The following is a 19,282-nucleotide window of genomic DNA, read 5'->3' on the forward strand; positions in this document are numbered from 1 at the left end:
AAGGCCAGACTCATTCGTTGATCCGGTATCCGAGGCCACGCACAGTCTCAATGAGATCGGCGTGGGTCTTCTTGCGGATCCGGCCGATGAACACCTCGACGGTATTGGAGTCGCGGTCGAAATCCTGGGCGTAGATGTGGTCGATCAGCTCGCTGCGCGACACCACCTTGCCCCTGTGCTGCATCAGGTAACCCAGCACCCGGAACTCGTGGGCGGTGAGCTTGATGGGGGTGCCTTCGTACCACACCTGGGAGGCCGCCATGTCGAGCCGCACTCCGCCTATCTCCAGGATCGAGCTGGCATTGCCCGCCGCCCGGCGCACCAGCGCCTGCACCCTGGCTACCAGCTCGGCCACCTGGAACGGCTTGGTGAGGTAGTCGTCGGCACCGGCATTGAGCCCTTCAATCTTCTCGTGCAGCTGGCCGCGGGCGGTCAGCACCAGCACAGGGGTATCTATCCCCTTGCTGCGCCACTCTTTCAGCACGCTCAGGCCATCGCGACCCGGCAGGCCGAGATCCAGGATGATGGCGTCATAGGGCTCGGTCTCGCCGAGAAAGCCGGCCTCGTTTCCATCATGACAAAGGTCGGTCACGAAACCGGACAGACGCAGCTGTTCCGCCAGCTGGCCCGCCAGTGTCTTCTCATCTTCAACTATCAGAATGCGCATAAATGGGTATCCAAAGCAGGGTTACACTTGCGTCAGCGGAGAGGGGGTCGGGCAGCCATGCCTGCCAGAGCGCCCAACCGGGTCACTCTTCTTCCGGTGGAGGGCGAGGCTCGAACAGCCGCTCCAGATGATGGCCCTTGAGCCACACCATCTCCAGGTTGTCGGCGCGATAGCCCACCTTGATGACGCTGTTCTCGCTGTCGATGAGCTTGAGCTCATACAACCAGATGCCGTCCTCTTCCCCCAGATCGACGCGCAGCACGCGCACCGGCAGGCGAGAGGCCACCTCCATCACCTCATGAAAGGGCCTGATCCGACCCTCGCTGACAGCTTGTTGCAGCAAGGCCTCGTTCGGCGTGGTTGCCTGCGCCATCACGGGCAGCAGCAACCCAAGCAGAGACAGGGCTCTATTCATGGATGATTCATCTCCAAAAACCTAACATAATGCCGTTTATAGTCTGCCAGCCATGAATCCGGAATGAATATGATCCCACGCAGTATCCTGCTGATCCTTTGCCTCTTTTCCACCCTTGGCTGGGCGGCCCAGACGCGTCTCGACATGCCGGCGCTGGTCAAGCTGCTGTTGGCCCAAGGGTACCACGACATTCGGGAAGTGGAGCTGGAAGGGGATAAATTCGAGGTAGAAACCCTAGACGCCCAGGAGCAACGCGTGCAGCTGCTGGTCGATGCCTACAGCGGGGAGATCACCAAAAAAGAGGCCGACTAGGCCTCTTTTGCTATGTGCGCAGCGCGCGTTGGATGAACGCGCGACGAGTCACGCCTCTTTCAGTTTTTGTGGCTGACGCTGGCGCCAGGGGCGCAGCAGCTTGTCCCGCCGTGGCCACAGCAGGGCACAGGCCAGCAGCAAATAGATGAGCGGCTCCTGCCAGCCACTCTTCACCGACCACCAGTAGTGCACAGGCACCAGCAGGGCCACCGCATAGATCCAGTTGTGCAGTTTCTGCCAGGCCGGCCCCATGGTCCGCAACAGGGCCGGGATCGAGGTGATGCTCAGCACCACCAGCAGCAAGAGCGCCAACGCCCCCACCAGTATGTAGCTGCGCTTCACCAGCTCGCCGCCAATCAGGCCCCAGTCGAACTGCAGATCCAGTCCCAGCCAGACCATAAAGTGCAACCCGGCCCAGGCCGCGCACCAGAGCCCGAGGGGGCGGCGCAGCTTGATAAGCTGACCCTGCCGCCAGCGTTTGGCCAGCGGTGACACCAGCAGGGTGAGCAGCAGCAGGTGCAGCGCCCCCTTGCCGAGATAGTGGGTCAGCCCCTGTACCGGGTCCCCCCCCAGCAATCCGGCTGGCAGGGCGTATCCCAGCCAGAGCAAAAAGCCCAGCGAGGCCAGGTGTACCAGCAGGCGCAAGCCGTTGATATGGGCTGTTTTCAGTCTCGGCGTCATATCGCAGTTCCCGTTATGTTTTTCCCACCCCTCATCCCCAACCCTTCTCCCGCAAGGGGAGAAGGGGGCAAGACACCGTTCGGGCAGAGCGTCAGTTTCAATACCATTTGCGCAGATCCATCCCCTGATAGAGCGAGGCCACCTCGTCGGCATAGCCGTTGAACATCAGGGTCGGCTGACGCTTGGCGCCGAAGATCCCCCCCTCGCCGATGAAGCGCTCGCTGGCCTGGCTCCAGCGCGGGTGATCCACCTGCGGATTGACGTTGGCGTAGAAGCCATATTCGTTCGACGCCAGCAGATTCCAGGTGGTGGGCGGCATCTCCTCCACCAGCCGGATGGAAACTATGCTCTTGATGCTCTTGAAGCCGTATTTCCAGGGCACCACCAGCCGGATCGGTGCCCCGTTCTGGGCGGGCAGCGTCTTGCCGTAGAGCCCCATCGCCAGGAAGGAGAGCGGGTGCATCGCCTCGTCAATGCGCAACCCCTCCACGTAGGGATAATCGATGCCGCCACCGAGGGAGCGGGAGGCCTGGCCCGGCAGTTGCTCTGGGTCATACAGGGTCTCGAAAGCCACGAACTTGGCGCGACTGTTGGGCTCGGCACGGCGAATGAGGTCCGCCAGCGAGATGCCGCTCCAGGGCAGCACCATGGACCAGGCCTCCACGCAGCGCAGCCGGTAGATGCGCTCTTCGAGCGTGCTCTTGTTGATGAGATCCCACACGTCCAGGGTAAACGGCTTGGCCACCTCCCCCTCCACCTTGAGGGTCCAGGGCTCGGGTTTTAGGTAATGGGCATTGCGGGCCGGATCCCCCTTGTCGGTGCCCAGCTCATAGAAGTTGTTGTGGGTGGTGGCCTTCTCCTCCGGGGTGATGATCACGCCCTCGGGCCGGGTGGCGGCATGGATGTTGAGCGGCCTGGTCGTGGCGGCGGGGGTCGGCTTGTCGGCGGAGAAGAGATCGAGCACGCTCGCCTGAGTGGGAAACGCCAGGGTCGCGGCCCCCAGTCCGAGCCCCTTCAGGATGAGGCGGCGATCCTGATAGACGGCTTCCGGGGTGACATCCTGCTCGGTGGGGTGATGGAAAGAGCGGCGCTTGATCAACATGGAAAAACTCCCGGGGCTATGAGGGTGATAACCATAAGACCCGCCCCGGCCGAGTTTTATTTCACACAAATTTACATGAGTTGGTGCAGGGGCAGGGCCTTGGCCATGGTTCCGACCAGGAACAGCACTACGAACACCAGCAGAGGAACGATCACATTAGGCACCATCAGACTCACTCCATGAGCAGGACAGGGCCTCTAACTATGGTGCAGGGCCAAAGACGCCACCAATGAATTTTTTTCGCGAGCGCAAGCGTATTCCTGAGTTGAAATAAGTGATGAAGATCACACACAATTCCGCCCCTGCTTGCCGCTCCCCCTGCGAGGGGTAGGCTCCCCCTTTTTCCAGATGTCACTACGTTGAAGAGTCACACCATGAGCCCATTGATCGCCATCGCCATCACGACCGGGATCCTCTCCGCCATCTGGGGCTGGGTTGCCGTCGCCCTCGGCCTCATCTCCTGGGTCGGCTTCCTCGGCTGTACCAGCTACTTCGCCTCCAGCGGTGGCTACAAGGCGCTGCTGCAAACCATGTTGTGCAATGTGAGCGGCATGCTGTGGGCCCTGCTGCTGATCCACGGGGATGCCTGGTGGGGAGCCGGTGTGGCGGGTTACATGATGACGGGGGTGGTCGCGACCCTGATGTGCGTGCAGGCCAAGCAGCAGTGGCTCGGCTACATTCCCGGCACCTTCGCCGGTTGCTGCGCCACCTTCGGGGCGGCGGGAGAGTGGCGACTGATACTGCCTTCCCTGGTGATAGGCGCGCTGTTCGGTTACCTGATGAAGGCGAGCGGCCTCTGGCTCTCCCAGAAAACCCAGAAAGCCCAGGCCACGGCTGGCGTCACCGACCCGGCCTGATCCTGCCGACCTGGCCGATTCAGTCTGAAACAAGAGGGGCGGTCCGTCATCGACGGGCCGCCCCTCTGTCATTTATCCCTTCGACTTGAAGTTTGCCGCTTCTATACCGTGCCGATTCAACAGCTTGTAGAAATCGGTACGGTTTCTGCCCGCCATGTTGGCCGCCAGGGTCACGTTGCCCTCTGTGGTACGCAGCAGGCGGATCAGATACTCCTTCTCGAACTCGGCCCGCGCCTCGTTGAACGAGGGGATGCCGCCGCTGCCGCCGCTCAGGGCGGACTCCACCATGGCGGCGCCGATCACAGGACTGCAGCAGAGGCTGGCCAGCTGTTCCACCACGCTGTAGAGCTGGCGCACGTTGCCGGGCCAGCCCGCCGCGGCCAGCAGGGCCAGCGCCTCCGGCGAGAAGCCGAGGGCGGCGCAGTCGCCGTGACGGCTGCGATATTCGTCCAGCGCCTGTCTGGCCAGCAGCGGAATGTCTTCGCTGCGGGCACTGAGGGGCGGCAAGGTGATGTTGGCCACGTTGAGGCGGTAGAAGAGATCCTCCCGAAAGCGCCCCTCCTCCATCGCCGCCACCAGATCCTGATGGCTGGAGCTGATGACCCGCACCTCGGGGATGCCCTGACCGTACTCCTGCAGCACCTGCAGCAGCTTGGCCTGCAAGGACTCCGACAGATCTCCTATCTCGTCGAGAAACAGGGTCGCCCCCTTGGCCTGCTCGAACAGGCCGGACTGACCATCCTCGCCGAACAGTTGCAGATCCAGCGCGGCCCACGGCAAGGCGGCGCAGTTGATGGCGTGCAGCGGCTTGTCACGGCGACTGCTGGCCTGATGCAGCGCCTGGGTCATCACCCCTTTGCCGGAGCCGGAAGGACCCATGATCAGCACGGGCACTTCCATGCCGGCTATGCTGTTGGCCTGGATCAGCAACTGTTCCATCTGCGGGTTGCGGGTCAGGATCAGCGATTGCCAATCCTGCCGCTGCTTTGGGCGAGTCAGGCTCAGCGCATGTTCTATGGTGGCAAACAGCTCATCCTTGTCGATGGGCTTGGTGAGAAAGCTGAATACCCCGGAACGGGTGGCCTGAATGGCGTCGGGTATGGTGCCGTGAGCTGTCATGATAATGACCGGCAGCCCCAGCCACTGGGACTGGATGCGCTCGAACAGCGCCAGTCCATCCATGCCGGTCATGCGCAGATCGCTCAGCACCAGATCGGCTCGCTGCTGGCGCAGTCTGTCCAGCGCCCCTTCGGCACTGTCGGCGGTATCCACCTCGTAGCCCTGGCTGCGCAGGCGCATGCTCATCAGTTTGAGCAGGCTGACATCGTCGTCGACCAGCAGGATGCGACTCATTTTAGCGCCTCGCCATTGCCGTTCAGCTTGCGCTGATTGAGCTGTTCATCGATGGCGGAGAGCTGTTCGATCTGGCGGCGCAGACGCTGCACCTCCTGACTCTGATCGTCACGCCGGCTGTCACGGGCCAGCAGCTCCTCGCCGAGGGCAATCCAGCTGCGCAGGAAGGCCTGGGCATCCAGCCCCAGCTCGGGCAGCAGGCTCTTGAGTTTGTCCAGTCCGGCCCGGCGATTTGCCACCGACTCGGACGGATGGGTGTTGACCATGGCCAGGCTGACCCGGCTCTCGATGTCGCTCGCCCCCTTGAGGCGCTGACGCTCCTGCACCCGCTGCTGGGCATGGCTGGCCAGCAGCCAGTCCGAGTACTGCAGGCGCACCTGCATCTCCTTGTTGGCAAACTCCATCCGCTTGGCGAGGGCGAGATCCGACGACGCCGCCGGTTCACCCGCGGGCAACAGGGAGCAGCCTGTGAGCAGACCCATCATCAATACCGGAACAACACATTGTTTCATCTTAGGCTTCACTTCAACGTCAACCGGAAACAGACATCCGCCTGTTCATCTTCAACCAATACCAACTCGCCGCCCAGGCTCATTGCCGACTCGCGAGCGATGGAGAGCCCCATGCCGGAGCCCTTCAACAAACCTTGCCGCACTATGCTGCCCTGCTCGAACGGCTCGAAGATCCGTTCCCGCTCGGCCACCGGAATGGAGGGCCCTTCGTTGGCCACTTCCAGCCAGCCGCCATCGGCATCCTGCCCGGCGCGGATCCAGATCTGGCCGCCCATGGCGCCATAACTGACCGCGTTGGAAAACAGATTATCGAGGATCAGCCGCAAGCGATACGGTTCGGCCTGCAGCATGATCGGATCGGTCGGCAAGTGTACACTGATTTGTTTGGATTCCAGCGCCAGCCGGTATTCGGCAGACAATTCTGACAACAGGGGCGCCAGCGCCACCGGGGTCAAGCTGAACACCTCCTGCTGGCTGAGGCGGTTGAAATCGAGCAGGCGTTCAATCAGGGTCTGCAACCTGCGGCTGTTCTCCTCCAGCATCTGGCAGATCTCCTGCTGATCCGGGGTCAAGGGCCCTACAAGCTGCTCTGAGAGCAGATCCGCCCCCTCCCGCAGCACCGCCAGCGGGGTCTTCAACTCGTGGGAAACGTGGCGCAGGAACTGGTATTTCTGCTGCTCCAGCTCCTTCAATTTGTCGTGCAGCCAGCCGATCCGCTCCCCCAGCAACACCAGCTCGGCCGGCCCGTCCACCGGGCGCTTGTCCGGTTCCACACCGGCACCCAGGCTCAAGATCCGCGACTCAATCTGACGTACCGGGTGGATGATCAGATAAGTAAACAGCAATACCAGCAGCAGGCTGAGTACGGCCACGAAACCGCTGACCCACCAGATCTCCGTCATCAGGTCGGCTATGGTGGCCCGCACCCGGCTGACATGCTCGTCTACCTGGCTGCGGGTGATGATCTCAAGCTGCTGATTAACATGGTTAAAATCATCAAACTTCGGACTGGTCGACTCGGCCTTGGCACGGGCCAGATCCTGCAGGCTGTCGAGCCAGGTCAGTGCCTGCTCGAGACCCGTGTAGGCCTCGGCATCCGGGATCGAACTTTGATGGGCGGCGAGCAGGCCGCGATAGCTCGCCAGCTGCTGCTGATAGCTGGCCAGGATGCGATCATCCCCCAGCACGGCATAACGACGAAGAGTACGTTCCAGATCAATGGCTTGAGTGGTGAGCAGCGTCGCCCGCCGGGTATCGCGCACCGCCCGTTCCAGCTCGTCGCTGGTCAACTGGCTGAGGTGTTCGAGAGCCTGGCTGTCGTGCCAGATCATGCCGCCCAGCGGCATCAATACCAGGACGAAGCCCATCAATACCACTTGCAACAGGGAGCGTGGACGTACCTTGGTCATCTTGGGCTGTCTCGATTCATCATGGGTGGGCCAGCATATCCGCACTCCTCCAAAAAGCAAAACCGGCCAGGAGGCCGGTTCATACTGCAAAATGAGGGATGGGGTTCACGCCAGACCGACGGATGCCACACAGATAATCAGGATCATCGCCAACGCGCCAGACGCGGTCAACAGTGCCCACTTCAGTTCCACACTCATGCAAACCTCCTTTCTTGCCAACATAGAGCCTGATCACAACAGACAATTTGATGTTAATGCATAGTTAATCCGATTACCGTGAGCCGTGTATACATTTCAGATGAGCCCTACTCAAGGACCGATGAAGATGTTCTATCTGTGCAGCATTGGATCGAATCTGGATCCCCACCAGCATGTCAGCCAGGCGGTCGGCGAACTGCTCGAGCGTTTCGGTCGCCTGCAACTGAGCTCGGTGATCCAGACCAAGCCGGTGGGGATGCACTCCCGCCACGACTTCCTCAACTGCCTGTTCGTCACCGAAAGCACGCTGACGCCCCTGCAGCTGAAAACCGTCTTCATCGCCATGGAGCTGGCCCACGGCCGGGATCGCAGCGATCCGAACTGCAAGGTGCTCGACCGGCCGCTGGACATCGACATTCTGGCCAGCAACCCGACCGATGACTTCGCCGCTACCCGGGTCGATGCCTACCTCAACGAGCTGCTGGCCGAGCTGTATGGGCAGGGGGAGGTGCGCGATCGCAAGGTCACCTTGCCACTGCACACCCGGCTGATGGCGGGCAAGGTGATCGAGGAGCAGCAGGTCGGCCTCACCCCCCTGGCCCTGCAGCAGGCGGCAGAGGCCTCGGTCGCCAGGAGCTGAGCGCCGCTCCGGGTCAAGGCTCAGATGACAGCCAGGCTGCGGCCGCCATCGACCCGGATGCTGGCGCCCGTCATGTAGTCGTTCTCCATCAGCAACTGCACCGCCTGCCAGATGGGCTCCAGCCCCCCTTCCCGCGCCAGCGGCGTTTTCGCCAGCACCTGCTGGCGCCACGCGTCGCCATGTTCGTCGAGAAACAGGATGGGGCCAGGTTCTATGGTGTTGACCCGGATGGCGGGTGCCAGTTCACGGGCAAAGCTCATGGCAAGGGAGTGAGCCCCCGCCTTGGTGGCCACATAGCTGGCAAACTGGGGGGCCGGGGCGTGAATATAGATATCCGTGATGTGGATGATGCCGGCATTGACGTTGCACGCCAGCTGGGGCGCCAGCGCCCGGTTGAGCTGGAAGGGTGCCGCCATGTGCACCCGATAGAACTGCTCGAACTGGGCCAGTTGCACCGCCGGATCCGCCGCCTGCGGCTCAAACGCCGAGGCGTTGTGGATCACCAGCGCCAGATCCTGATGAACGGCCAGCGCCTCGATCAGCCTGCCGACCTCCTCCTCACAAGCGAAATCCGCCTGCACCAGCTCGACTCCGAGCGCCGCCAGTCTGGCCAGCTCGGGCCGCTCGCTGCGATAACTGCCCGTCACCTGCCAGCCGGCCGCCACCAGTTGCTCGCACAGATAGAAGCCGAGCCGGCGGCCACACCCCGTCACCAATGCACGCATAACCTCTCCTTTTGTCATTGCTTGCCGACCCGTGGCAGGGCCCTGCCTATCAATCTCCACGGCACAAGCCATTGGCCCCGTCCGCCGCCCAGCGGCCATAGTGACACCACTTTACCCCTTTTGGAGCTACCCACATGCTGCAGATCCGCGATCACATGAGCCGCCTGACCCACTCCCTCACCCCGCAACTCGGCCTGGCCGAGGCGCTGGACAGATTGCACCACTCAGGGCTGAGCGGCCTGCCGGTGCTGGACGAGCAGCAGCGGCTGATCGGTTTTCTCTCCGAACAGGATTGCATACCCAGCCTGCTCACCGGCAGCTACCACTGCGACACCCGCACCCGGGTGGAAGATCTGATGAGCCACACGCCGCTCTCGGTCGGCCCGGACGACAGCATACTGGAGCTGGCGCGCCAGATGAGCGAGGCCAGGCCCAAGATCTATCCGGTGCTGCAAGGGGGCAAGGTGATCGGCATCATCAGCCGCCATCAGGTGATGCAGGCCCTCAACCGCCAGATGAAGGGCTGCCAGCAGACCTAGCTCTGGTAGCGCCCCTTGTCACCTATGTCGAAGTGCAGGGGCATGCGCCACTTGGCCAGACTGAGCAGGCAGAGCAACAGGCCGCACGCCAGGGCAACCAGGGCGGTGGCCCAGCCGAGCCGGGCCCACTCCAGCCCCCATAACAGCGGCAGCAACAGGGGCACCGCCTTGATGCCAGGAATGGCGAAACAGAACTGCTCCTTGAACGCCAGGCCGGAGAGCGTGGCCAGCACAGCCCCCAACACCAGCACGTCCGGCGCCCCGCAGGCGCTCAGCATCAGGCCGCCCCAGGCCGTCGCCTGCAGGATGAAGCGAATACGCTTGTCATAGATATGCAGACAGAGCCCGCACACCCCGCTCGCCACCGCCATGGCCGCCAGCCAGATCGCCGGCGGTAAAAAATCCTGCCCAATCAGCAGGCTGGCCCCTCGACACACAAGCAATAAAGCTGCCAGACTCAGGCCAAGGCGATAGAGGCAGACCGACAGCCTGTCGATACCGTCCAGTTCACTTTCGATTTCAGGATTTGCCATCCGGGGTCGTCTCTGTTGAATATCCGGGCCAATATACTTGAATTATGCCCGTGGGCGATTCCCTATTCCGTGCAGGAGATGTGGTTTGCGAAGGTTCATTCTGCTCTGCCTGCTGCTTCCCCTCTGGCTTCAGGCCAAAGAACTGGTCATAGGTGGCACGCTGGAGCCGCCTCTGAAATTTCTGGACGACCAGGCCCGCCCCTGCGGGCTGGATGTGGACGTGGTCACCGCCATCTTCGGCAAGCTCAAGGTCCCCATCAGGATCGAGCTGACCGACTCGGGCGCCCGCCTCACCCGCAATGCCGAAACCGGCGCGTATGATCTGGTGATGACCCACTCCTACAAGCCGGAGCGAGAGCGCTATCTGCTCTACCCGCAGCAGGCCCACCTGCGCCACAGCTGGCACTTCTTCGTGCGCAAGGCCGACATGATGAAGATCCGCTACGACACCCTGAGCGATCTCAAACCCTGGCGCATCGGTGTCACCAAAGATTTCTCCTACACCCCTGAGCTGACGGCGGCCCTGGCCGATCCGGCCTATCACTTTCAGGAGATCCCCATCAACCAGCTGCAACTGCGCAAGCTGATCGCCGGACGCATAGATGCCGTGCCCATGCCGCTGGTCACCGCCTTCGCCCAGATCAAGGAGGAGGGGCTGGAGGGCAAGCTCGACTACCTGCCCAAGCCGCTCAAGGCCAGCCCCTACTACACCGTCTGGACCAAGGCCAGGGCCGATGCCGGCACCCCGGCCCTGATGGCGGCCTATGATGCCGAACTGCTGCACATGAAGCGCAACGGCAGGCTCAAGGCCATCTACGACAAGTACGGCATCCCCTATATCGAACCCTGATCCCGGCGATCAGGGCTTCACATCACACAAGATCGGGTTTCGCATGTGAAATGGATCTCGCGCATCCCCCCACGCAACAGGCCTCAGGGCTTCACGTCTCGCAATATCGGGTTCTGCAGTGAAATCAGGGTTTCGCATGTGAAATGGATCTCCCGCGCCCCTCCCCACGCAACAGGCCTCAGGGCTTAACGTCTCGCAATATTGGGTTCTGTAATGAAATCAGGGTTTCAGTGGACTGGATCTCCTCTATGGTCTGGATCTTGTGGATCAGCACAGTCTGCAGCTCGTCGATGGAGCGGGTCATCACCTTCATGAAGATGCTGTAGTGGCCCGTGGTGTAATAGGCCTCCACCACCTCGTCCAGCGCCTGCAGCTTGGCCAGGGCCGAGGGGTAATCCTTGGCGCTCTTGAGGTTGATGCCGATAAAGCAGCAGACGTCATAACCCAGCTTCTTGGCGTTCACCTGCACCCGCGTCCCTTCGATGATCCCTGCCTGCTTCATCTTCTCCACCCGCACATGGATGGTGCCCGGGCTGACCGACAGTTGTTTGGCCAACTCGGCGTAAGGGATCCGCGCATTGTCCATCAGGGCGGTGAGGATGGCCTGATCGAGATTATCGATCCGATAATTTTCCGGCACTTTTTTGCACTCCCGTTGACGATACCTCATTAATAATGGGTTTATTTTGAAGAAAAAAACACACAAAGCCTATTTATATTATCGAATATTGAATTTACTTGGCAATCTGTTGAAGAATCGTCACATCCAACGGATTTGAGACAGGTATTCAGCATGAAACAGCACTACATTCGCAGCCAGCAACAGATCAGCTTCGTCAAAGAGATGTTCTCCCGCCAACTCGCCCAGCAACTGGGCCTGATGGAGGTGCAAGCCCCCATTCTGAGCCGGGTCGGTGATGGCACTCAAGACAACCTCTCTGGCCACGAGAATGCGGTGCAGGTCAAGGTGAAGACCCTGCCTGAACACAGCTACGAGGTGGTCCACTCCCTGGCCAAGTGGAAGCGCCAAACCCTGGGTCGCTTCGGTTTCGGCCCGGGCGAAGGCATCTACACCCACATGAAGGCGCTGCGTCCGGACGAGGATCGCCTCACCCCCATCCACTCTGTCTACGTGGATCAGTGGGACTGGGAGAAGGTGATGCCGAGCGAGCGTCGCGATCTGGCCTATCTGCAGGAGACAGTGCGCGGCATCTGGGCCGCCATCAAGGCCACCGAGCGCGCCGTCTGTGCCGAACACGCGCTGACCCCCTTCCTGCCAGGCGAGATCCAGTTCCTGCACAGCGAAGAGCTGCTGACCCGTTACCCGGATCTCGATGCCAAGGAGCGCGAACGCGCCATCGCCAAGGAGCTGGGGGCCGTCTTCCTCATCGGCATAGGCGGAGCCCTCTCCCACGGCGAGCGCCACGATGTGCGTGCCCCTGACTATGACGACTGGAGCAGCCACAGCGAGCTGGGGCTGGCCGGCCTGAACGGTGACATCCTGGTGTGGAACCCTGTGCTGGAAGACAGTTTCGAGATCTCCTCCATGGGGATCCGGGTAGACGCCGAGGCCCTGCGCCGCCAGCTCGCCATCACGGGCGATGAAGATCGCCTGCAATACGACTGGCACCAGGATTTGCTGGCCGCGCGCATGCCGCAAACCATAGGCGGCGGCATAGGCCAATCCCGTCTGGCCATGTTGCTGCTGCAAAAGGAACACATAGGTCAGGTTCAGGTCGGCGTCTGGCCGGCGGAGATGAAAACCGCCATCCCGGGCATGCTGTAAACACATGAGTGTTTGGTCATCTCATGTCGCCGCAAAGGAGCACATAGGCAGGCATGCACAGGTCGGGGAATGGCCGTCCGAAATGAAGGCCGCCGTGCCGGGCATGCTGTAAGCAGGATAATTCAATGGGTCTGGCCTGCGAGCCGCGGCACGCGGGCCAGGCCTGACAGGTGTGTGGCCGCCCGGGATGAGAGAGCGCATCACGGGCATGCTGTAAGCAGAGTGGACATCCCTGATGGCCCTTTGCGAAACCGGGGTTTGCCCCTGCGACCCGCTCAACCCACGTCAGGTCGCGTCACTACATTCCTCTCGGCAATCTTCGGATTGCCGCTTTTTTATGGCGGAAATACATATGTGAACCCCGCACCTATATTGGTCTGCCGTGGCAGCCTCACTTTCCGCTTGCCGGTACAATGGCAGGCAAAGAGGCTCTCCACGCCCTCCTGTTGCAGATACATGCTCAGCGCCCGCGCCCGCTGCGGGCCGGAAAATTTCAGGTGCAAGCCGCCTATGATGGCGTGCACCCGCTCCTCGCCACAGACCTCCCGGGCCCGCTGCACTATGTTCTCGACCCCCGCATGGCCGCAGCCGATAAAGATGATAAGGCCTTGGGGACTCTTGTAAGCCAGCGCCGAGTCGTCGCTGATAAGATCCTTCTCGACCCGCCCACCGCGTACTATGTAGCCGAGCAGGGAGGGTTTGGCCTGATCCCGCCTCAGGATGGATCCCAGAAACACCAGCCGCTCGGACAGCCAGACCGGCTCGGCAGAGCAGTGAGGAAGCAGCCCTCTGGCCACCAGAGCCGCCGGCGCAAGATCGCCCGAGAGTCGATAGAGGTTGTAGCGTCGAGGCAGCAACGGCAGGAAGTAGCCCCGCTCATGGAACACATCCGGACAGGCTATCAAGGGGACAGGATCGGGATAGACGGGCAGCGAGCCGATACCGCCCACATGATCGTAATGACCGTGGGACAGCACCACGTGGGTGAGCGAGGCGAGATCCATCCCCATGACCCCGGCGTTATGGCGCAAGGCCTTCCCTCTCCCGCTGTCAAACAGCACCTTTAGGTCATCGCACTCCAGCAGCAGCGCCAACCCTTTCTCCGGCAAGCAGCCGGGCTGATGCACCTCGTCATCGACCAGTACGGAAAACTTAAGCATGCCACCTCCCCACAAAACAAAACGCAGGCACCAGGCCTGCGTTTTTCATCGACAATCCCATCACTGGGTCATGGTCAGGCCGTTGCTGTCGGCCCCCAGCAGCAACTTCTTGCCGGGAACGACGCGACCGGAGAGCAGCGCCTGCGCCAGCGGGTTCTCCACCTTGTGCTGGATCGCCCGCTTGAGGGGCCGTGCCCCGTAGACGGGGTCGAACCCGGCGTGCACCAGCTTCTCGAGCAGCGCCTCGCTCACCTCCACCTCGTAACCCTGAGCCTCCAGGCGGCCCATCAGGCTCTTGAGCTGGATGCGGGCGATGGACTTGATGTGAGCCTCGTCGAGGGGGTGGAACACCACAGTCTCGTCGATCCGGTTGATAAACTCGGGCCGGAAGCTGCGGGTCAACACCTCCATCAACATGGCCTTCATCTCGTCGTAATCCTTCTCGGAGTGGTGCTCCTGGATCAGATCCGACCCCAGGTTGGAAGTCATGATGACGACCGAGTTGCGGAAATCGACGGTACGACCCTGACCATCGGTCAGGCGGCCATCGTCCAGCACCTGCAACAGGATGTTGAACACATCCGGGTGCGCCTTCTCCACTTCATCGAGCAGGATCACAGAGTAGGGGCGACGGCGTACCGCCTCGGTCAGATAACCCCCCTCCTCATAGCCCACGTAGCCCGGAGGTGCACCCACCAGACGGGCCACACTGTGTTTCTCCATGAACTCGGACATGTCGATCCGCACCATGGCGTCCTGGGTATCGAACAGGAACTCCGCCAGCGCCTTGCACAGCTCGGTCTTGCCCACCCCGGTGGGACCGAGGAACAGGAAGGAGCCGATGGGACGGTTCGGATCCGAGAGCCCGGCACGGGAGCGGCGAATGGCATTGGAGACGGCTTCAACCGCTTCCTCCTGGCCTATCACACGGCTGTGCAACTGCTCTTCCATCCGCAGCAGCTTGTCGCGCTCCCCTTCCAGCATGCGGGCCACCGGAATACCGGTTGCACGGGCCAGCACGTCGGCTATCTCCACGTCCGTGACCCGGTTGCGCAGCAGACTGGTCTCCTGCATCTCGGCCTGAGTGGCGAGATCCAGCTGCTTCTCCAGCTCGGGAATACGGCCGTATTGCAGCTCGGACATGCGACCGAGATCGCCGGCGCGACGCGCCACGTCGAGATCCTGACGGGCCTGCTCCAGTGCCGCCTTGATGTGCTGGGTGCCGGCGAGGGCAGCCTTCTCGGCCTTCCACACCTCATCCAGCTCGTTGTATTCCCGATCCTTTTCGCCAATCTCCTGATTGATGAGATCCAGTCGCTTGCGGCTGGCGTCGTCATCCTCTTTCATCAGCGCCTGCTGCTCGAGTTTCAGCTGTATGATGCGCCGCTCCAGCCGGTCGAGGGACTCTGGCTTGGAGTCGATCTGCAGCCGGATGCTGGCGGCAGCCTCGTCGATGAGGTCAATGGCCTTGTCCGGCAACTGGCGATCGGCGATGTAACGGTGCGACAGCTGGGCCGCCGCCACGATCGCCGGATCCGTGATCTGCACATGGTGGTGCAGCTCGTAACGCTCCTTCAGGCCGCGCAGTATGGCGATGGTGTCTTCCACGCTCGGCTCTTCCACCAGCACCTTCTGGAAGCGGCGCTCGAGGGCAGCATCTTTCTCTATGTACTGGCGGTACTCGTCCAGGGTGGTGGCACCGACGCAGTGCAGATCGCCACGGGCCAGCGCAGGTTTCAGCATGTTGCCCGCGTCCATGGCCCCTTCGCCCTTGCCGGCGCCGACCATGGTGTGCAGTTCGTCGATGAAGAGGATGACGTTGCCCTCTTCCTTGGCGAGATCGCTCAGCACGGCTTTGAGTCGCTCTTCAAACTCGCCGCGGTACTTGGCACCGGCCACCAGGGCCCCCATGTCCAAGGAGAGCACCCGCTTGTTCTTGAGCCCCTCCGGCACTTCGCCGTTGATGATGCGCTGGGCCAGCCCTTCGACGATGGCAGTCTTGCCGACGCCGGGGGCACCGATCAGCACGGGGTTGTTCTTGGTACGGCGTTGCAGCACCTGGATGGTACGGCGGATCTCTTCATCGCGACCTATCACGGGATCCAGCTTGCCGATCTCGGCCCGCTCCGTGAGGTCTATGGTGTACTTCTCCAGCGCCTGGCGATTCTCCTCGGCGTTGGCATCTTCGATCTTTCTGCCACCGCGCACCTTGTCGATGGCGGCTTCGAGTTTCTCCTTGCTCAAGCCCTGGGCACGCAGCAGCTCGCCCAGGTTGCCCTTCTCGTCGAGAGCGGCCAGCACGAACAGCTCGGACGAGATGAACTGATCCTTGCGCTGCTGAGCCAGCTTGTCACAGACGTTGAGCAGGCGACCCAGGCCGTTGGAGAGCTGCACATCGCCCTCCACGCCGCTCACCTTGGGCAGCCGATCCAGCTCTTCGCCGAGGCGAGAGCGCAGGGCATTGATGTCCATCCCGGTCAGGGTGAGCAGTGGACGAATGGAGCCACCATCCTGATTGACCAGAGCGGTCATCAGGTGGACGGGTTCGATAAATTGGTGATCACGACCCAGTGCAAGAGACTGGGCATCGGAAATAGCAACTTGGAATTTGCTGGTCAGGCGATCGAGGCGCATCGCACTCCCCCTTTCAGACAGACGCCGCTCGTGCGGCAAACAACATGACTTTCTGACAAGAAAGATGCGGCCCGTACGGGTTATTTCAAGGGCCTGGACTGGTTATTTTTTCTGCAAAGCGGGGAGAAGGCAGGATCCCCGCCTCTCTCACGCTGATCTGATCGTGAGAAAAGCGGGGTAATTGCTGACTGTGTGCTTGTCAGGCTCTTAGCGGGCCAACCAGATGATGGAGGCCATTCTGCCGGTCTGACCGTCGCGACGATAGGAGTAGAACCGCTCGCCATCGCCGAAGGTGCAGAACTCGCCGCCGTAGACGGCGCTCACACCGGAACGGGCGAGACGCAGCCTGGCCAGCCGGTAGATATCCGCCAGCCATTTCCCCTCGTTGGGTGAAGGGATGAAAGCCGCAGCCGCCTCGGCCTGTTCAGCCATAAAGGCGTCGCGCACCTCGCCCCCCACCTCGAACGCCGTGGGGCCTATGGCCGGGCCAAGCCAGGCGAGAAGATCGCGAGGATCGCAACCCATGGCCGCGATGCTGGTTTCCAATACGCCTCCTTGCAGCCCGCGCCAACCGGCATGGGCGGCAGCCACCACAGAACCTGCCCGATCGCAAAACAACACGGGAAGGCAGTCGGCGGTCATCACTATGCAGGCCTGCCCCGCCTCATGGGCGCAAGCCGCATCGGCATCCGGCGCCTGCTGATAATGGCTGCTGACCGGATGAACGACGGTGCCGTGCACCTGATTGAGCCAGTTGAGGGGGCCGGGGATCCGGGCGGCCTGCTGCAGCCGGGCGCGATTGGCCTCGACTCGCGCCGGTTCATCCCCCACGTGAGCCCCCAGATTGAGGCCAGCAAAGACCCCGTCACTGACACCGCCATCCCGGGTGGTCGACAAGGCTCTGACGTTCGCAGGTGCAGGCCAGTCGGGTTCGATCCATTTCATCTGTGACTCCTTCAATTCACCGCTATAAAAAACGGGGCTCCTGCAAGGGAACCCCGTTTGGCATCTCTTCGGGCCGGATGGCGGCAGAAACCGACGCAGGCCCTATTGCATCAGTTCCAGACCAAATCGTCCGGATTGGCCAGGGTGTCAGCGCGCAGCACTTCCATCAGATCCACCATGTCCTGCGGCGTCTCGGAATGCCACTGCATCACTTCACCCGTGATGGGGTGCGCCAGTTGCAGCATGGTGGCATGCAGCGCCTGACGATTGAAGCTGCGCAGCATCTGGGTCAGCTCAGGGGTCGCATTGCGCAGCAGGCGCAGACGGCCACCGTAGGCGGGATCCCCCACCAGCGGATGCTTGATGTGAGCCATGTGCACACGGATCTGGTGGGTACGACCGGTTTCCAGACGCAGACGCAGACGGGTGTGGCCACGGAATTTCTCGTGTACCCGGTAGTGGGTCACGGAAGGACGGCCATTGGGCACCACGGCCATGTGGGTACGCTGGGTCGGGTGACGGCCGATAGGCGCATCCACTGTGCCGCCTGCGGTCATGTGACCGATGGCGATGGCTTCGTACTCACGGGTGATCTGGCGCGCCTGCAGCGCTTCCACCAGATGGGTCTGGGCGGGCACGGTTTTGGCAACCACCATCAGGCCTGTGGTGTCTTTATCCAGACGGTGCACTATACCGGCGCGGGGCACCTCGGCGATGCCGGGATAGCGGTGCAGCAGGGCGTTGAGTATGGTGCCATCCGGCGTGCCTGCACCCGGGTGAACCACCAGACCGGCCGGTTTGTCGATCACCAGAATGTGTTCATCTTCGTAGACTATGTTGAGCGCTATGTCCTGGGCATCCCAGCGGGTGTCATCTTCCAGCTCGACATCTACATGCACCTGTTGCCCGGCCAGTACCTTCTCGCGCGGGGTGTTCGCAACCTGACCATCCAGGGTCACTCTGTCCTGTAAAATCCACTCCTTGATGCGGGTTCGGGAGTAGTCTGGAAACAATTCGGCCAGGGCCTGGTCGAGTCGCTGCCCGAATTGGTGATCCTGAAATTCGCCTGTCAGTTCAATATGCTGGCTCATGTATGGTCTCTTGAGCGGGGGGTATCAATTCGAAATAATCCGGGTATTCTAGCTTTTCTTTTAGCCAAGCATAACGGATACTTTGCCAATTTCGTGGAAATGGACCGGATGTTGTTGATGGGAAAGAAGTCTCACCTGCTGATGTCGCTCGCCTTGGTTGCTACCTTGATCACGGGCTGTTCCAGCACCAAACCCAAGGTCCCCGACGAACCGCCGGAGACCCTGTACCAGAAAGCACGCCTCAAGCTGGATGCCGGTAACTACCTGAATGCTATCGAATTACTGGAAGCATTGGACTCGCGCTATCCTTTCGGCGCCTACTCCAACCAGGTACAGCTTGACCTCATTTACGCCTACTACAAACAGGACGATACCGCCCAGGCGATCGCCAATATCGACCGTTTTATCCGCCTCAATCCGGCGCATAAAAATATCGATTATGTGTTCTACATGCGCGGCCTGACCAACATGGCCGGCGATTACAACTTCTTCCAGGACTTCCTGGGCATCAATCGGGACGACAAAGACCCCTCTTATGCCCGTCAGGCCTTCCAGGACTTCAAGACCCTGTTGCAGAACTATCCCAACAGCGTCTATGCCGCCGATGCCCGTGCTCGCATGATCGGCCTGAAGAACCGCCTTGCCCGCTACGACCTGAGCGTGGCCGAGTACTACGTGAAGCGCGATGCGCTGATCGCCGCCGCCAACCGGGCCAAGCTGATTGTCGAGACCTATCCCGACACGGCCGAAACCGAGAAGGCGCTGGAGATCATGGTCGAGTCTTACGACACGCTGAAGATGCCGGCCCTGGCCCAGCATGCCCGCGAAGTGCTGGCCAAGAACTACCCGGACAACCGTCTCGGCCGCGGCTGA

The 19,282-nt window shown here is 61.5% G+C and carries 22 protein-coding genes; 7 read left to right on the top strand and 15 right to left on the bottom strand.

The annotated features are described in order from the left end of the window. Nucleotides 1-10: 10 nt before the first annotated feature. Complete coding sequence (locus BN1118_RS00795; protein ID WP_005318517.1) at nucleotides 11-667, bottom strand: AHA_4052 family stress response regulator transcription factor; 657 nt, start codon at nucleotides 665-667, stop codon at nucleotides 11-13. Nucleotides 668-749: 82 nt separating this feature from the next. Further along, entirely contained in the window at nucleotides 750-1,082 is a 333-nt protein-coding gene (locus tag BN1118_RS00800) for a PepSY domain-containing protein (protein WP_043142650.1), read from the bottom strand. A 63-nt stretch (nucleotides 1,083-1,145) separates the two neighbouring features. Between BN1118_RS00800 and BN1118_RS00805 the strand changes: the two genes are divergently transcribed. Beyond that, entirely contained in the window at nucleotides 1,146-1,394 is a 249-nt protein-coding gene (locus tag BN1118_RS00805) for a PepSY domain-containing protein (RefSeq protein WP_043142652.1), read from the top strand. Between the two features lie 48 nt (nucleotides 1,395-1,442). Here BN1118_RS00805 and BN1118_RS00810 read toward each other — a convergent pair whose 3' ends face one another. Then, nucleotides 1,443-2,075, bottom strand: a complete 633-nt coding sequence (locus BN1118_RS00810) for a protein-methionine-sulfoxide reductase heme-binding subunit MsrQ (RefSeq protein ID WP_043554139.1) — start codon at nucleotides 2,073-2,075, stop codon at nucleotides 1,443-1,445. Between the two features lie 97 nt (nucleotides 2,076-2,172). Next, a complete protein-coding gene (gene msrP, locus BN1118_RS00815; RefSeq protein ID WP_043554140.1) occupies nucleotides 2,173-3,177 on the bottom strand; it encodes a protein-methionine-sulfoxide reductase catalytic subunit MsrP in 1,005 nt (334 codons plus the stop codon). Between the two features lie 374 nt (nucleotides 3,178-3,551). On the opposite strand from msrP, the gene BN1118_RS00820 reads away from it, so the two are divergent. Continuing rightward, nucleotides 3,552-4,034: a DUF1097 domain-containing protein gene (locus BN1118_RS00820; protein WP_043554141.1), complete on the top strand. Its 483-nt coding sequence runs from the start codon at nucleotides 3,552-3,554 to the stop codon at nucleotides 4,032-4,034. A gap of 72 nt (nucleotides 4,035-4,106) precedes the next feature. Here BN1118_RS00820 and BN1118_RS00825 read toward each other — a convergent pair whose 3' ends face one another. The 4 genes from BN1118_RS00825 to cydH all read right to left on the bottom strand — a co-directional run bounded on the left by BN1118_RS00825 (nucleotide 4,107) and on the right by cydH (nucleotide 7,506). Then, complete coding sequence (locus tag BN1118_RS00825) at nucleotides 4,107-5,387, bottom strand: sigma 54-interacting transcriptional regulator (protein WP_042870179.1); 1,281 nt, start codon at nucleotides 5,385-5,387, stop codon at nucleotides 4,107-4,109. Continuing rightward, nucleotides 5,384-5,899 carry a hypothetical protein gene (locus BN1118_RS00830; RefSeq protein WP_043142662.1) on the bottom strand — a complete coding sequence of 172 codons (516 nt, stop codon included), beginning with the start codon at nucleotides 5,897-5,899 and terminating at the stop codon, nucleotides 5,384-5,386. Before BN1118_RS00830 ends, BN1118_RS00825 begins: the two co-directional genes overlap by 4 nt. 8 nt (nucleotides 5,900-5,907) lie before the next feature. Next, nucleotides 5,908-7,308: a sensor histidine kinase gene (locus BN1118_RS00835; RefSeq protein ID WP_043554143.1), complete on the bottom strand. Its 1,401-nt coding sequence runs from the start codon at nucleotides 7,306-7,308 to the stop codon at nucleotides 5,908-5,910. A 105-nt stretch (nucleotides 7,309-7,413) separates the two neighbouring features. Next, nucleotides 7,414-7,506: a cytochrome bd-I oxidase subunit CydH gene (cydH, locus tag BN1118_RS21490; protein WP_017409791.1), complete on the bottom strand. Its 93-nt coding sequence runs from the start codon at nucleotides 7,504-7,506 to the stop codon at nucleotides 7,414-7,416. 127 nt (nucleotides 7,507-7,633) lie between these two features. On the opposite strand from cydH, the gene BN1118_RS00840 reads away from it, so the two are divergent. Continuing rightward, nucleotides 7,634-8,146 carry a 2-amino-4-hydroxy-6-hydroxymethyldihydropteridine diphosphokinase gene (locus tag BN1118_RS00840; RefSeq protein WP_156994783.1) on the top strand — a complete coding sequence of 171 codons (513 nt, stop codon included), beginning with the start codon at nucleotides 7,634-7,636 and terminating at the stop codon, nucleotides 8,144-8,146. Between the two features lie 20 nt (nucleotides 8,147-8,166). Here the strand turns inward: BN1118_RS00840 and BN1118_RS00845 are convergent, their stop codons facing one another. Then, nucleotides 8,167-8,871, bottom strand: coding sequence for an SDR family oxidoreductase (locus BN1118_RS00845; protein ID WP_043554145.1), 705 nt, complete (start codon nucleotides 8,869-8,871; stop codon nucleotides 8,167-8,169). Between the two features lie 134 nt (nucleotides 8,872-9,005). Here BN1118_RS00845 and BN1118_RS00850 point away from each other — a divergent pair, with 134 nt between their 5' ends. Further along, the gene (locus BN1118_RS00850) at nucleotides 9,006-9,410 is read left to right on the top strand and encodes a CBS domain-containing protein (RefSeq protein WP_043554147.1); all 405 of its coding nucleotides are present in this window, start codon (nucleotides 9,006-9,008) and stop codon (nucleotides 9,408-9,410) included. Here the strand turns inward: BN1118_RS00850 and BN1118_RS00855 are convergent. Continuing rightward, on the bottom strand, nucleotides 9,407-9,943 hold the full coding sequence (locus tag BN1118_RS00855) for a DUF2301 domain-containing membrane protein (RefSeq protein ID WP_043554149.1): 537 nt from the start codon (nucleotides 9,941-9,943) through the stop codon (nucleotides 9,407-9,409). The genes BN1118_RS00850 and BN1118_RS00855 overlap by 4 nt on opposite strands. A gap of 85 nt (nucleotides 9,944-10,028) precedes the next feature. Here BN1118_RS00855 and BN1118_RS00860 point away from each other — a divergent pair, with 85 nt between their 5' ends. Beyond that, nucleotides 10,029-10,793 (top strand): substrate-binding periplasmic protein, encoded by a 765-nt coding sequence (locus BN1118_RS00860; protein ID WP_043554150.1) that lies wholly within the window; start codon nucleotides 10,029-10,031, stop codon nucleotides 10,791-10,793. 178 nt (nucleotides 10,794-10,971) lie between these two features. Here BN1118_RS00860 and asnC read toward each other — a convergent pair whose 3' ends face one another. Continuing rightward, nucleotides 10,972-11,433, bottom strand: coding sequence for a transcriptional regulator AsnC (gene asnC, locus BN1118_RS00865; RefSeq protein WP_043554151.1), 462 nt, complete (start codon nucleotides 11,431-11,433; stop codon nucleotides 10,972-10,974). A gap of 153 nt (nucleotides 11,434-11,586) precedes the next feature. Between asnC and asnA the strand changes: the two genes are divergently transcribed. Next, entirely contained in the window at nucleotides 11,587-12,579 is a 993-nt protein-coding gene (gene asnA, locus BN1118_RS00870) for an aspartate--ammonia ligase (RefSeq protein ID WP_043554152.1), read from the top strand. Between the two features lie 335 nt (nucleotides 12,580-12,914). On the opposite strand, the gene BN1118_RS00875 is transcribed toward asnA, so the two are convergent. From BN1118_RS00875 to rluD, 4 genes are all read right to left on the bottom strand, one after another. Beyond that, on the bottom strand, nucleotides 12,915-13,739 hold the full coding sequence (locus tag BN1118_RS00875; protein ID WP_043554153.1) for an MBL fold metallo-hydrolase: 825 nt from the start codon (nucleotides 13,737-13,739) through the stop codon (nucleotides 12,915-12,917). Nucleotides 13,740-13,799: 60 nt separating this feature from the next. Then, nucleotides 13,800-16,373 carry an ATP-dependent chaperone ClpB gene (gene clpB, locus BN1118_RS00880; protein ID WP_043554154.1) on the bottom strand — a complete coding sequence of 858 codons (2,574 nt, stop codon included), beginning with the start codon at nucleotides 16,371-16,373 and terminating at the stop codon, nucleotides 13,800-13,802. A gap of 207 nt (nucleotides 16,374-16,580) precedes the next feature. Next, a complete protein-coding gene (gene pgeF / locus BN1118_RS00885) occupies nucleotides 16,581-17,318 on the bottom strand; it encodes a peptidoglycan editing factor PgeF (RefSeq protein WP_043554156.1) in 738 nt (245 codons plus the stop codon). 110 nt (nucleotides 17,319-17,428) lie between these two features. Then, nucleotides 17,429-18,409 (bottom strand): 23S rRNA pseudouridine(1911/1915/1917) synthase RluD, encoded by a 981-nt coding sequence (rluD, locus tag BN1118_RS00890; RefSeq protein ID WP_043142683.1) that lies wholly within the window; start codon nucleotides 18,407-18,409, stop codon nucleotides 17,429-17,431. Nucleotides 18,410-18,526: 117 nt separating this feature from the next. Between rluD and BN1118_RS00895 the strand changes: the two genes are divergently transcribed. After that, nucleotides 18,527-19,282, top strand: coding sequence for an outer membrane protein assembly factor BamD (locus tag BN1118_RS00895; RefSeq protein WP_043119513.1), 756 nt, complete (start codon nucleotides 18,527-18,529; stop codon nucleotides 19,280-19,282).

Origin of the sequence: Aeromonas bestiarum (genome assembly GCF_000819745.1) — a bacterium.
GTDB classification, from domain to species: Bacteria; Pseudomonadota; Gammaproteobacteria; order Enterobacterales; family Aeromonadaceae; genus Aeromonas; species Aeromonas bestiarum.